This window comes from Serratia sp. 201 (genome assembly GCF_037027545.1).
In the GTDB taxonomy this organism is placed as follows: domain Bacteria; phylum Pseudomonadota; class Gammaproteobacteria; order Enterobacterales; family Enterobacteriaceae; genus Serratia; species Serratia bockelmannii.
In genome coordinates this window covers 1,471,279-1,483,661 of the sequence record NZ_JAXCHC010000002.1, presented here as the reverse complement: position 1 = coordinate 1,483,661, position 12,383 = coordinate 1,471,279, and the positions used below count along the sequence as shown (strand labels likewise).

The following is a 12,383-nucleotide window of genomic DNA, read 5'->3' as shown; positions in this document are numbered from 1 at the left end:
AAATGTCTGAATATAAAGCTGTTCTGATTGCCGGCGTTTCATCAGGCATTGGCAGGGCTGCCGCCTTGGCTTTTAAAGCCAGAGGTTGGTACCGTCAGGGATATCGATGGCGCTTCGCCGTTGAATGGCGTTGCGCTGACAGAAATGGATGTTCGTCATTTAAGCATCATGCCTAAGCTGGAATAAATTAAAGCCGATAGATATGCCAGTTGCGCAATACGGCGCAACTGGCATGATTTGGATAGTAACGTAAGATATTTTTCGTTTTCCAAGCGGACCTCGCGCATAGCGCGCTTCTCCTATAGATTGAAGCAACCTAATGACGTATAAAGCAAAGCAGTCAACCTCCGAGGCCGCCTCCCGTGATAAAAATTGTCGTGTATCTGATTATCGCCGTGACGATCGCCATTATTGCGGCAAGAGTCATCTTTCGTTTGCCGGATATTTCGCAGCGTCTGCCGCAGGCGGCATTGCCGGCTGATCCTACCGCGCTATTGCCGGCGCGGGCCGCCGAACAGATGGCGGCACATTCCGGCCTGAGCGGCGTGGTGCCGCTGGTCAGCGGCCACGATGCGTTCGCCAGCCGCCTGGCGCTGGCGCGGATGGCGGAAAGGTCTATCGACGCTCAGTACTACATCTGGCATAACGACACCTCCGGGCAGATCCTGCTGAAAACCCTGTATGACGCGGCCCAACGTGGGGTGCGCGTGCGGCTGCTGCTGGACGATAACGGCGTCGCCATGGATGAGACGCTGGCGGCGCTGAACGCCCAGGAAAACGTCGAGATCCGTCTGTTCAATCCGTCCACCGTACGTACGCCGAAGCTGGCCGGTTACGCCTTCGACTTTATGCGCATGAACCGGCGCATGCATAACAAGTCCTACATCGTCGACGGCGCCGTGGCGATCATCGGCGGCCGCAACATCGGCGACGAGTATTTTCAGGTCGGTGACGAAAACTATTTCCTCGATCTCGACGTGTTGAGCGTCGGCAACGTGGTGGCGGAGACCGCCGAGGTCTTCGATCGCTACTGGAACAGCGCCTCGGTGTTCGGCGTTGAGCAGATTATTAGGGGAAAAGGCGATCTTTCCGCCTTCCTGACGCAGGCCGCCGCCACCGAAACCAGCGAGCGCGCCCGTAAACTGGCGGTGCAGCTGGAAACCAGCGCGGTGCGCTTTCGCGATGGCGCCGTACAGCCGGAATTCACCCAGGTAGAGCTGGTGGCCGACGATCCGGCGAAAGGGTTGGGCAAGGCTTCGCGCGATCGTTTGATGGTGACGCAACTGGGTAAGATCATCGGCGGCGTCAGCCAGCAATTGGATCTGGTCTCCGCCTATTTCGTGCCGGGGCGAGAAGGGGCGACTTTCTTTGAATCGCTTGCCAAACAGGGGAAATCCATTCGCGTGCTGACCAACGCGATGAACACCACCGACGTGCTGGTGGTGCATGCGGGCTACGCCAAATACCGACGTGAGCTGCTGCAGGCGGGCGTCGAACTGTTCGAGCTGAAGCTGCGCGCCGGTCAACCGACCGGGCGCAAGGAGCTCAAGCCGCTGGGGCTGTCCGGCGCGGCGCTGCATGCCAAAACCTTCGCCATCGACGATAAGCGGGTGTTTATCGGCTCGTTCAATTTCGATCCGCGCTCGGCGCACCTGAACTGCGAAATGGGATTCTTGATCGACAGCCCGGCGCTGGCGGCCGACACCCGCCAACTGTTTGATGGCCCGCTTGAGTACGCCGCCTATCGGCCGGCATTGACGCCCGAAGGCAAAATGGTGTGGAAAGAAGCCTTCGAAGACGGCCATACCGAGGTACACCAGCAAGAACCCGGTGCCGGCTGGGTAAAACGCATCGTTCTTACCGTGGCCGGCTGGTTGCCTATCGAGTGGATGTTGTAACGCCGGCGAAGGCCGCCAACACCTGTTGAGTCAACCGCTGCAAGGGAACCTCGCCCGCGATGATCGCAACGAGGCGCGCATCCTCAAACAGGGCGAGGGAGGGCACGGATTTAATACCGAATGCAGGGGCGAGCGTCGGCGCCTGCGCGACGTCAATGCTGCCGAAGGCGATCTCGTTGGTGTGACGGTGCAGCTGTTCAACGATCCCCTGCATATTCTGGCAGGGGCGACACCAGGAGGCGGAAAAGTAGAGGATGGCCCGCTGCCCCTTGGGTTTATCCGCATCATAGAGGAAATGGGCCACCTCATGGGGCTCTGCCAGGTTCGTGATCGTCATGGCAGGCTCCCGACGATCTCTATCCCCATCCAAAACATCGTGACGATTTGTGTGAAAAAGAAAGCGAAACGCCATGTGGCGACGTTTTCCGTCTGCTCGAAACCGATGTGAACCAGACTCTGCGCCATGCGCGCGCCGAGCAGCACCAGAGACAAGACATTCAGCGTCGTGCTTTCCACCTGAAATACAGCTATCGCCACGACGAGGGCCGTATAAACCGGCAAATTTTCAATGCAGTTGCGATGCGCCGCAATGGCGCGCTGGTAGCTATCGCTGCCCTGTGGTTTGTTCGCTTGCCATTCGCTCACCGTGGCACGGCCGGTTAAAATTCTGGACCAGCGATAAACGCCGACGGTGCCGAATAGAATCAATAAGGTCCAGCCGGCAAACGCCAGCAGTACCAGGGTTGGCATATTCATAATGCATTCTCACTTGTGTTGGGGAAGGCCTGCGGCCTCAGGGAGAGCCAATTGGCATGAATACAAGGTTATATTAGATTTATATAAATTAGCAACATCTAATTTAAATGGTGCTAATATAATGCTGTGCCAGCGTCTGAAAGCCGCTATAATGCGGCTGAATGATGACGGGGCCGTGATTGACCATGAATGCAAAAGCTAGCCAAGATCCCTTTCTGATCGAAGGGGCGATTGAAGCCGCCAGGCTGTTGAAAGCGATAGGCAACGAACACCGCTTGCTGGTGCTTTGCCTGCTATTGAAACACGATGAGATTGCCGTGGGGGAGCTACAACAATTGGTGCCGCTAAGCCAATCGGCGCTGTCGCAGCACCTGGCGAAAATGCGCAATGAAGGTCTGGTGACGTACCGACGCGAAGCGCAAACCTTGTTTTACCGCATCGATAACCCAAACGTGGCGAAAGTGATCGCCACGCTCAGAGAGATTTACGCGCCGAAGTGAACAGGGCGTTGATCGCCGGCCGAGATAAATCGACCGTGTTTTTCGGCAGCGTGACAAAGCAGATTTTATTGGATGTTATTTTATTGAATTATATTTTTTATATTATTTACCGATAAAGATTACTGGCGTGTTTAATTATTTCCCAAGGCGGTAAAATCGGAAAAAATGACCGATTGGATTATTCTTTTCTGTAGCCACTTCGGCAGAAACCAAAGGATCTTCCGCCATGCGCATGATGAAAGCCGCTGCCTTTATCGAAAAGGGGCGAATAGAACTCATTGAAAAACCTATTCCTTCCCCTGGTCCCAACGATGCCTTGCTCAAAATAACCACGACGACAATCTGCGGCACGGATATTCATATCCTCAAGGGAGAGTATGCGGTACCGCGTAGGTTGACCATTGGCCATGAGCCGGTCGGCATTATTGAAAAGTTGGGAAGCAATGTTAAAGGCTTTCAAGAGGGGCAGCGGGCATTGGCTGGGGCTATTTGCCCCTCTTTTACCTCCTATTCATGTCAGGACGGCTTTCCCGCGCAGGACGGTTCCTATTTACCCGAATGCCGCTGCCATGGCTATAAAGCCACGGCGGGTTGGCGCTTCGGCAACGTTATCGACGGCACTCAGGCTGAATATGTCTTGGTGCCTGATGCGGAAGCTAATCTGGCGCTCATCCCCGACGGTCTGACGGATGAACAGGTGCTGATGTGCCCGGATGTGATGTCTACCGGTTTCAAAGGGGCAGAAAATGCCAACATTAACATTGGCGATACGGTAGCCATTTTCGCCCAGGGCCCGATCGGCTTATGTGCCACCGCGGGGGCTCGCCTGCGGGGCGCCAGCCTGATTATTGCCATCAGCAGCTCTCCCGAAAAGCTGATGATGGCGGGAAAAATGGGGGCAAACGTCTTGTTGAATTACAAGGAAACCGATGTGATTGATGAAATATTCAAGATTACGGCAGGGCGCGGCGTGGATGCCAGCATCGAGTGTTTGGGGACGCAGGCCACCTTTAATCAGGCGCTGCGAGTCTTAAAACCCGGTGGCACATTGTCCAGCCTTGGCGTCTATAGCGACGATATTCAATTGCCTGTCGAGGCGTTTGCCTATGGGCTTGGCGATCATACGATTCGGTCGGCTCTGTGCCCCGGCGGCAAGGAACGGATGCGCAGAATGATGAACGTGATCCAGCATGGCGGTTTGGATCTCACGCCGTTCGTGACGCATCGTTTTCAACTGGAGAATATTGCCGAGGCTTACCACCTGTTCTCCGAAAAGCGCGATGGCGTGATTAAGTTGGCGATAACCCCGTAACGTGATGAACTCTGCGCAGCGGCCGTGGCCGCCGCGCAGGGTGTTATTGGCTGATCGTCTGCTGTAGCGCCTGAACGGAAGAGACGATGCCGGCATCGACCGACATGGTCAAATCTTCCATTTCCAACGACACCCAGTCGTTGTAGCCCATCATGCGCACCACCGAGAAGAATTCCTTCCACCACTGCAGATCCCGGCCGCAGCCGACGGCGACATAGTTCCAGGCGCGGCCGGCCACCTCGTCGATCGGTTTGGTTTCCAGCAGTCCGTTAACTTCGACGACACCGCGTTCCAGGCGAACGTCTTTGCCGTGTACATGGTGAATGGCGGGGCCAAGGGCGCGAGCGACCGCGATGGGATCCGCGCCCATCCAGATCAAATGGCTGGGATCGAGGTTCAGGCCCACCATCGGGCCAACGGCCTCGCGCAGCCGGAACAGCGTTTCCGGGTTCCACACCAGCATGGCGCTGAAGTTTTCCAGCGCAAAGCGCTCAACGCCGCACGCTTTGGCTCGGGCGACCAGTGCCTGCCAATAGGGGATCGCCACCTCATTCCATTGATAATCCAGACAGTTTTTCACCGTCGGCGGCCAGCTGACGGTATAGGTGATCCAGTTGGGGATGGTGTCATGCGGGCTGGCCGGCGGCAGGCCGCTCATCATGACGATCTTCTTCACCCCCAACAGGCCAGCCAGTTCCAGCGTATTGTCGGTTTGGCGCAGATGGCGCTGCCCCAGCTCGCCCGGATCGAGCGGATTGCCGGAGACATTGAGCGCGGCAATCTCCATGCCGCGGCTGGCCAGCGCCTGTTGCAGCTGCCGGCGTTTGGCGGGATTGGCCAGCAGATCGTCGGCATCCAGATGGGGCGCCGGGGACCAACCGCCGGTGGTCATTTCCACGCCGCGCACCCCCAGCTCCAGCAGCCGATCCAGCATCGGCTCGAAGGGTAAATGGCCCAGGCTGTCGGTACAGAACGAAAGTTTCATGGTGCTTTCCTTATTGGTAATTGACCCAGGTGGCGCCGTTGTCGGCGGAGCGAACGCAGTTTTCAATCCAGCGCACGCCTTCCAATCCGGCATCGATATCCGGATAGATCAGCGCGGCCAGCGTCTGCCGATCGCCGCGCTGGCTGGCGCTGATGGCGATGGCGAACTTGAGGTAGATATTGGCCCAGGATTCGGCCAGCCCTTCGGTATGCAGCGCGCCGAGCCGCTCTTCGGCCAGCGCGCTGTCGTCCAGATAGGGCATGCCGTGGTGCAGCGTTTGGTTGGGCCGCCCCTGGATCTCATAGCGCAATTCGCCGGGCGTGGAATCGCTCCATTGCAGGCTGGCGCGTGAGCCCACCACGCGGATGCTTTGGCTGTCCATCGCGCCGGCGTTGATGGCAGAAGCCCACATGCGGCCGACGGCGCCGTTTTCGTAGTGCATGAGCACCATGGCGTTGTCTTCCAGCGGGGCGCGGGAAGAGATAAAGCTTTGGCGATCGCACAGCAGGGAGGCAATCTTCATATCGGGCATCACCAGCTGCGAGATGTAGAAGGTGTGGGTGGAGATGTCGCCCAGCACAAAAGAGGGGCCGGCGATTTTCGGATCGACGCGCCACTTTTGTGCCTCGAACGTGTCCGCGCTTTCGTTGGCATTGAAGCCGTGGGTGTACTGCAATTCGACCATGCGTATTTCGCCGATGTCGCCGTTCGCGATCATGGCGCGCATCTGCATCAGCAGCGGATGGCCGGAGAAGCCGTAGGTTACGCCGACGATAAGGCCTTTCTCCGCCGCCAGCGACTTGATTTCTCTCGCCTCCGCCGTGGTGAAGAACAGCGGCTTTTCGCAGATGACATGCAGGCCGGCATTCAGCGCGGCGCGCGTGATTTCATAGTGGGTGCCGTTGGGAGTGGCGATGGTTACCACCTCAACGCCATCTTCGCGGTTAGCTTCTTGCTCCAGCAGCTGTTGATAGTTGTCATAGCAGCGTTCGGCGGGCACGCCGAGATTGACGCCAAACTCACGTCCGCGCGCCGCGTCGATATCAAAGGCACCGGCAACCAGCCGATAGGCGGTGTTGTCGCGCAGTGCGCCGGAACGGTGTTTGTAGCCCACCTGGCTGAGGCGGCCGCCGCCGATCATCGCCCAACGCAGCGGGCGAGGGATGCTTCTTTCACCATTTAACATGCTGACTCCTGATACTGTGGTTTTGCACTCGGGTGCAAAGTGGGTTGAAAAAGAGAGTGGCAACGGCTTATTTCTGGTTCATCTGCGCAAATTGCGGGTAGTTTTCTCGCGTCACGGTGGCGTAGGGTACCCAGTTATAGGGCTCGGTTTTGGCGTGATCCAACATCGCTCGGGTCACCTGCACCGCGCCGATCGCCTGGGCTTTGGCATCCTGGAAAATGGTCACCGCCAGGTCGCCATTTTTGATAAATTGCAGGCCGTCGGGTGTGCCGTCGATACCGGCAACCAGCACGTCGCGCTTTTTGGCCTGTTTCAGCGCCATGATCGCGCCGATGGCCATCTCATCGTTGTTGGCGGCGATCGCATCGATCGCCGCGCCGTTCAGCAACCAGCCGGAAACCACGTCGACCGCTTCATTGCGTTGCCATTTGGCGGTCTGTTTCTCTACCACTTTCAGGTCTTTGTATTTGGCGATCACCGTTTCCACTGCACGGGTGCGTTCGCGAGTTTCTTCGTTGGAGAGGGCGCCCATCAGGATCGCCACGTTGCCGCGGTAATTCATTTTTTTCGCCAGGGCCTCCATCTGCAGGCGGCCGCTGAGCGCCGAGTCGGAGCCGACGTAGGCCGTCGCGCCGCTGAGCGGCACTTCGGGTTTGCGGTTGACGAAGATAAGGGGGACCGCGGCGCGTTGGGCGGCCGCTATCATCGGCTGGACGCCTTGCGTATCGACTGGGTTGAGGATAATGGCGTCCACGCCCTGATTAATCAGATCGTCTACCTGCTGCACCTGCAGGGCAACATCGCCTTTGGCATCGACGAACTGGCCTTGCAGCTGTTGCGCAGCCAGTTCTCGCGCCATTTGGCTGCGTAGGATGGAGACGAAGTTGAGATCGAAGTTGGCCAGCGCCACGCCGACCTGGTAGGTCTTGGCCTGGGCGGTCACGACAAACAGCGAGCAGGCTAACATCAACAGCAGTCTGGTTTTTTTCATTACGGTATCCTGTTGAGAAGAGAGGTGTTATGTAAAAACAGTTCTTTTGCAACCGGGTGCAAAGTAGGAGACAAAACCGCGATGAGTCTCTGAATGCCACCGTGAATGTCGGCCATGAAGAAAGTTTGGTCAACAGGGGAAAGGTGAAAACAGCGCGGACGATCACAAACTCTTTACCTTTTGCACCCGGTTGCATAACAAATTGCAATCGGGTGCAAAAACGGGACATAATCGCAGCAGGTATGCCGGCAGGCGCTTAGGGGATCTGAGCGAGCAGGGTATAGTTTGATTTCACCGAAGCAGGGATCGACGTAACCATGATGAAACACCACAAAGCCACCGCCAGCGACGTCGCCGAAAAGGCCGGCGTCTCTAAATGGACGGTATCGCGCGCCTTTACGCCCGGCGCGTCGATCTCAGACAGCGCGCGTGAAAGCGTACTGGCGGCGGCGGCCGAGCTGGGCTATCGACCCAATCTGCTGGCGCGCAGCCTGTCGCAAAAACGCACGCACATCATAGGCGTGGCCATCGACGAGATGAAGAACCCGCATTCGATGATGATGCTCGATATGGTCACCAAACAGCTGCAAACCCGCGGCTATATGGCGCTGCTGCTGAACATCACCGCCGGGGAAAACTACCGGGCGGTAATGGCGATGGCCGACCAGCTGCAGGTCGATGGAATTCTGTTCCTGGCGACGGTGTTAACCCAAGAGTGGGCGGCGATTGCGCAAGATCTGCATCAGATCCCGCTGGTGCAGGTATGCCGCAATACGGAAAGTGAACACATTGATGTGGTGAACATCGACGGCTACCGCGCTGGCGAAGAGATCGCCACGCTGCTGATAGAGCAAGGTCATCGGCGCTTTGGCTACATGAAGGGGCCGGATACGCAAAGTAGCCATTTGCTGCGCATGGAAGGCTACCGCGACAAACTGATGGCCGCCGGTTTTCAGCTGGATCGGGTGCTCACCGCTGGCCACTACGATCGCCAGCGCGGTTTCCAACTGATGAGTGAATACCTGCAGGCAACGCCGGAAAGTGAGCGGGTTGAAGCGCTGTTCTGCGAGAACGACGTGCTGGCACTGGGGGCGCTCGAAGCGCTCAGGCAAGTAGCACCGTCGTCAGCCATGGCCGTGGTAGGTTTCGACGATATCGACGAGGCCGGCTCAGCCAACTGGGCGCTGACCAGCTACAGCCAACGTATTGACCGGCTGGTCGAAGAGGCCTTGAATCGCCTGCTCGACAATCGCGCCACGGCAGACGGCGCTTGGCGGCACGGGGAATTGCGGGTTCGGCGGTCGCATTTGGCTGGGAAACCGGCGTAAGGATTTCTTTTTGTGTGACAATGTCACTATTGAGGCTTGATGAGAGCACATCGAGATGGAAAGAAGAAACTCTATAGAAGAGAAAGCGTTACATCCAGAGGGCCCATCGCCAGCGGTGGTAAGTACCGCTGGGAACGCCATGGCAAACAGGTGGACGATGAGCAGTTGCCGCTGCGTGAAAGTATGCATGGGCAGATACAACATGGCATGGATTACACGCCGCTATTTCAATTTCTGCTCAGTAAAGTGGGCCAACCCTGGAATGAAGTACATAGCGAAGCGGTAAGTCGGTTGGATAAAGAAGCGCCTATTTTTTACCTGGTGGCGCTGCACCGTAAAAACTGGCAGAGCTATGTCTGCTGTGGTGAGTCGAGCTATTACAGCGGTCTATGCATAGATGATCACGGGATACTGCAGAAAGTGAACCCGGCATTCACCGCAGAAGATGTGCCGGTGAGATGCCGCTGTTGTACCTATACGTTCAACGGGGAACTCGTACCCGTCACGGAAAAGAACTGGCAAAAACCCTATGAGAAGGAATCCTGGGAATAGTCAGGTTTCACGAGTGTCATTCTGATGTAGAATTGACTGCCGAAGTTTGCCAGATTTCACGTAGCGCGATCAAAAAAGGAGGGCATTTTGACCCATTTTGCACAGTGGCTTAGCCAAATTCAGGCGCTTGAGGTTGAACTGCACCAGCCAACAACGCGCTGCGATCCGAAACATGTCGCGGCATTGTTGCATGAAGACTTTGAAGAGATTGGTCGTTCAGGCCTACGTTATGACAAATGCCAAACCGTTGCGGCGCTGGAGATGGAAACGGATTATCCGCCAATTTTCGCCGAAGGTTTTAAGCTGGCGCAAATCAGTGAAGGCGCCGTGTTGCTGACGTATAAAAGTTTTCAGCATGACGCGCAGGGCCGCGCCGTTCGTTGCACCGAACGCTCATCGATTTGGCTCCTGACGGAAAAGGCGGGTTGGCAGATGCGCTTTCATCAAGGTACGCCGACTAAGGGTTAAACTGAGATGGGTTGATAGATGGGCTTAAACATAAAAAAGGATGTCAGCCTGATAAGCCTTGAAGGTGAGGTGAGAAAGAACGGGCAGGATAACCCCCGTGCGTACCCAGTGATTCTATTTAACATAATATACATTATGCGCACCTAAGTAATGATATGTAGATTCTGCCGTCCAGGTCTGATCATGGGCTTTCTCATGCGGTTAACCATATCAGCGCCAGCTGCTCATGCCGCTTAACAAATTCGTTTTTCAACCGGCCATAAGCCGCCGGGTTTTGCCGGCTGTCTTCTGCTGCCTGACGTTTGATTGCCGCATATTGCTGAGCAACACCATGATGCTTGCGCAGATAATCTCTGAACACCAAATGTCGGATCGCCTGTTCACTTCCTGCAGTAAATACATGATTGCCGTTTCCCTTGATGTAGTAACGCCTGCCGGCTATGCCGTTCTCACCGCGCGGCGTAGCTCTCATATCATGCATCTTGTCATTCAAACCATCCAACGCCGCCAGGCTTTCAACTTCTAGCAAGATATCAATCGCTGGTTTGGCCGGCAGCTCCGGCCTGCTGATGAATTGCCGTTAACATGCCGGCCGGTATGCGCTCTGCCATTTCCCGCTCCTGTAATGATGACCGGACATGATTTTCTATGGCGGCTACCTGCCGGTATTGGCCAGAAATCCTCTGCTTTTTTGATCGCGCTACGTGAAATCTGATAAAACGTGGCGGCTACGATACTGCAGATTTCATCCAAACGCGTCACTTAAACGGGCAGTATTTGCCTGTTAAATGCGCATTGGCGTGCGTTTGCATCGCTTTCTGCGTCCAACACGGCGTTGGCTATACTGAATGGGAACATTCTTTCACGCTCAAGGAGCCTCCCCATGTTTGATCATGTGAAATTTGGCGTCAGCGACTTTGCCCTCAGCAAAGCGTTTTTCCTCAATGCGCTGGCGCCACTGGGCGTAAAGATCGTTGCCGACGGCGAACCCGACTATGGCGTTGAGCTGTGCCGCGATCGAGATAACGTGTCATTATGCCTGTTTCAGACCGATGAAAAACCGGCGCATCTGCACCTGGCATTTGCCGCAAGCAGCCGTGAACAGGTCGATGCGTTCTATCACGCCGCGTTAAACGCCGGCGGCAAAGACAATGGCGCGCCCGGCTTGCGGCCCAATTACCATGCCCATTACTATGCGGCATTTGTGATCGCCCCGGATGGCCACAATATCGAGGCGGTTTGCCATCACCCGATGGATTAGTAATTTTCCCTGTTAAAACAGTCTATTAATTAAGAATTGATACAATCTATTTAACATAACGTAATTGTGACACGGTCACCTATAGTTACCCTGTCACGTCAATCCACTCCGCTCCGGTGATGCTGGCCAGACGTTGCGGCGCAATTCTCACGCCTGAGTTATCGCTGCCGCCTGCCGGAAGCACTTCACCGTAACTGCACAGGCTGCGGTCGCAGTAAATTCTCACCGTTTCCGGTGCGGCAAAGGGGCAAACGCCGCCGGGCGGATAGCCGGTTAATGCTTCAACCTCTTCCGCCGGCAGCATACGCGCCTTCACGCCGAAGAATTGCTTGTACTTCTTGTTGTCGATTCTGGCGGTTCCCGCCATCACCAGCAGCACCACGCCATCGTTTACGCGAAACGACAGCGTCTTGGCGATCTGCCCGCTCTCCACGCCAAAGGCTTCCGCCGCCAGCGCTACCGTCGCGGTGTTCTTTGCCAGCACCGTCACCGTCGTCTCCGGTGCGTGCTCGGCCAGAAATCGCTGAACGCGCTCTATACTCATGCCCTTCCTCCTGATATTGCTAAGCCATTGATAATGCCGCAGTGATGGTTTCGGTTTTAACATCGCATGCTAAAAATGAGAATCAAAATTGTTCAAATCGCTGGATCTGAACAAAGCTTTAAGGGGCCAATGGCCTTTTTACCCATCATTTTTCATGGAGATGCCTGCATGACCACGCAAACGACAGCAAGGCCCTCAGCGGCCGCAGTGGCCGTCTATGAATGGCTCAACCCGATACCTTATGGATTTTTCACCGCGGCGCTAATTTTCGACATCATTTATGCCTGCACTGCCAATATTCAGTGGGTTAATGGCGCCAGCTGGCTAATCGCCATCGGCCTGATTTTTGCCATCATTCCTCGCCTGATTAACCTGGTGCAAGTATGGTTCGGCAGCGGCCGGCTGCTGGGTTCGTCGGTCAAACTCCATTTCTGGCTGAACCTGTTGGCCATCGTTCTCGCCATTATCAACGCTTTCGTGCATAGCCGGGATGCGTATGCCGTGGTACCCCAAGGCCTGGTGCTGTCTGCGATCGTGGTCGCGCTGCTCAGCCTGGCGAATATTCTGCTGGCCCTTGGCGCCCGCGCAAAATAAGGAGGTTT

Annotated in this window: 16 protein-coding genes; 9 read left to right on the top strand and 7 right to left on the bottom strand. The window is 56.1% G+C overall.

All coding sequences use genetic code 11. The features are described 5' to 3' along the window. Positions 1-2 precede the first annotated feature (2 nt). Both WA302_RS15230 and WA302_RS15225 read left to right on the top strand, forming a co-directional pair. Positions 3-176 carry a hypothetical protein gene (locus WA302_RS15230; RefSeq protein ID WP_154649133.1) on the top strand — a complete coding sequence of 58 codons (174 nt, stop codon included), beginning with the start codon at positions 3-5 and terminating at the stop codon, positions 174-176. A gap of 186 nt (positions 177-362) precedes the next feature. Further along, entirely contained in the window at positions 363-1,898 is a 1,536-nt protein-coding gene (locus tag WA302_RS15225; protein WP_060447167.1) for a phospholipase D family protein, read from the top strand. Here the strand turns inward: WA302_RS15225 and WA302_RS15220 are convergent. Together WA302_RS15220 and WA302_RS15215 are read right to left on the bottom strand one after the other, a co-directional pair. After that, a complete protein-coding gene (locus WA302_RS15220; protein WP_049204040.1) occupies positions 1,879-2,235 on the bottom strand; it encodes a thioredoxin family protein in 357 nt (118 codons plus the stop codon). The two genes, WA302_RS15225 and WA302_RS15220, sit on opposite strands and share 20 nt — an antisense overlap. Continuing rightward, entirely contained in the window at positions 2,232-2,654 is a 423-nt protein-coding gene (locus WA302_RS15215; protein WP_025302848.1) for an MAPEG family protein, read from the bottom strand. The genes WA302_RS15220 and WA302_RS15215 overlap by 4 nt, the downstream gene beginning before the upstream one ends. Before the next feature lie 185 nt (positions 2,655-2,839). On the opposite strand from WA302_RS15215, the gene WA302_RS15210 reads away from it, so the two are divergent. Both WA302_RS15210 and WA302_RS15205 read left to right on the top strand, forming a co-directional pair. Beyond that, a complete protein-coding gene (locus tag WA302_RS15210) occupies positions 2,840-3,154 on the top strand; it encodes an ArsR/SmtB family transcription factor (RefSeq protein ID WP_049204041.1) in 315 nt (104 codons plus the stop codon). Positions 3,155-3,380: 226 nt separating this feature from the next. After that, the gene (locus tag WA302_RS15205; RefSeq protein ID WP_025302850.1) at positions 3,381-4,466 is read left to right on the top strand and encodes an NAD(P)-dependent alcohol dehydrogenase; all 1,086 of its coding nucleotides are present in this window, start codon (positions 3,381-3,383) and stop codon (positions 4,464-4,466) included. A 43-nt stretch (positions 4,467-4,509) separates the two neighbouring features. Here WA302_RS15205 and WA302_RS15200 read toward each other — a convergent pair whose 3' ends face one another. The 3 genes from WA302_RS15200 to WA302_RS15190 all read right to left on the bottom strand — a co-directional run bounded on the left by WA302_RS15200 (position 4,510) and on the right by WA302_RS15190 (position 7,628). Continuing rightward, positions 4,510-5,451: a sugar phosphate isomerase/epimerase family protein gene (locus tag WA302_RS15200; RefSeq protein ID WP_025302851.1), complete on the bottom strand. Its 942-nt coding sequence runs from the start codon at positions 5,449-5,451 to the stop codon at positions 4,510-4,512. A 10-nt stretch (positions 5,452-5,461) separates the two neighbouring features. Further along, positions 5,462-6,637, bottom strand: a complete 1,176-nt coding sequence (locus WA302_RS15195; RefSeq protein ID WP_164067115.1) for a Gfo/Idh/MocA family protein — start codon at positions 6,635-6,637, stop codon at positions 5,462-5,464. A 67-nt stretch (positions 6,638-6,704) separates the two neighbouring features. Further along, the gene (locus WA302_RS15190) at positions 6,705-7,628 is read right to left on the bottom strand and encodes a substrate-binding domain-containing protein (RefSeq protein ID WP_049204043.1); all 924 of its coding nucleotides are present in this window, start codon (positions 7,626-7,628) and stop codon (positions 6,705-6,707) included. Positions 7,629-7,945: 317 nt separating this feature from the next. On the opposite strand from WA302_RS15190, the gene WA302_RS15185 reads away from it, so the two are divergent. From WA302_RS15185 to WA302_RS15175, 3 genes are all read left to right on the top strand, one after another. Further along, positions 7,946-8,956: a LacI family DNA-binding transcriptional regulator gene (locus WA302_RS15185; protein ID WP_193402346.1), complete on the top strand. Its 1,011-nt coding sequence runs from the start codon at positions 7,946-7,948 to the stop codon at positions 8,954-8,956. A gap of 39 nt (positions 8,957-8,995) precedes the next feature. Next, positions 8,996-9,508 (top strand): hypothetical protein, encoded by a 513-nt coding sequence (locus WA302_RS15180; protein WP_025302855.1) that lies wholly within the window; start codon positions 8,996-8,998, stop codon positions 9,506-9,508. 87 nt (positions 9,509-9,595) lie between these two features. Further along, complete coding sequence (locus WA302_RS15175; RefSeq protein ID WP_025302856.1) at positions 9,596-9,976, top strand: nuclear transport factor 2 family protein; 381 nt, start codon at positions 9,596-9,598, stop codon at positions 9,974-9,976. 193 nt (positions 9,977-10,169) lie between these two features. On the opposite strand, the gene WA302_RS15170 is transcribed toward WA302_RS15175, so the two are convergent. Continuing rightward, complete coding sequence (locus WA302_RS15170; RefSeq protein ID WP_443018044.1) at positions 10,170-10,532, bottom strand: GrpB family protein; 363 nt, start codon at positions 10,530-10,532, stop codon at positions 10,170-10,172. Positions 10,533-10,859: 327 nt separating this feature from the next. On the opposite strand from WA302_RS15170, the gene WA302_RS15165 reads away from it, so the two are divergent. Continuing rightward, entirely contained in the window at positions 10,860-11,237 is a 378-nt protein-coding gene (locus tag WA302_RS15165) for a VOC family protein (RefSeq protein ID WP_043137320.1), read from the top strand. A gap of 85 nt (positions 11,238-11,322) precedes the next feature. Here the strand turns inward: WA302_RS15165 and WA302_RS15160 are convergent, their stop codons facing one another. Continuing rightward, complete coding sequence (locus WA302_RS15160) at positions 11,323-11,781, bottom strand: YbaK/EbsC family protein (RefSeq protein WP_025302859.1); 459 nt, start codon at positions 11,779-11,781, stop codon at positions 11,323-11,325. Between the two features lie 168 nt (positions 11,782-11,949). Between WA302_RS15160 and WA302_RS15155 the strand changes: the two genes are divergently transcribed. Further along, positions 11,950-12,375: a DUF2231 domain-containing protein gene (locus tag WA302_RS15155; protein ID WP_025302860.1), complete on the top strand. Its 426-nt coding sequence runs from the start codon at positions 11,950-11,952 to the stop codon at positions 12,373-12,375. Positions 12,376-12,383 lie beyond the last annotated feature (8 nt).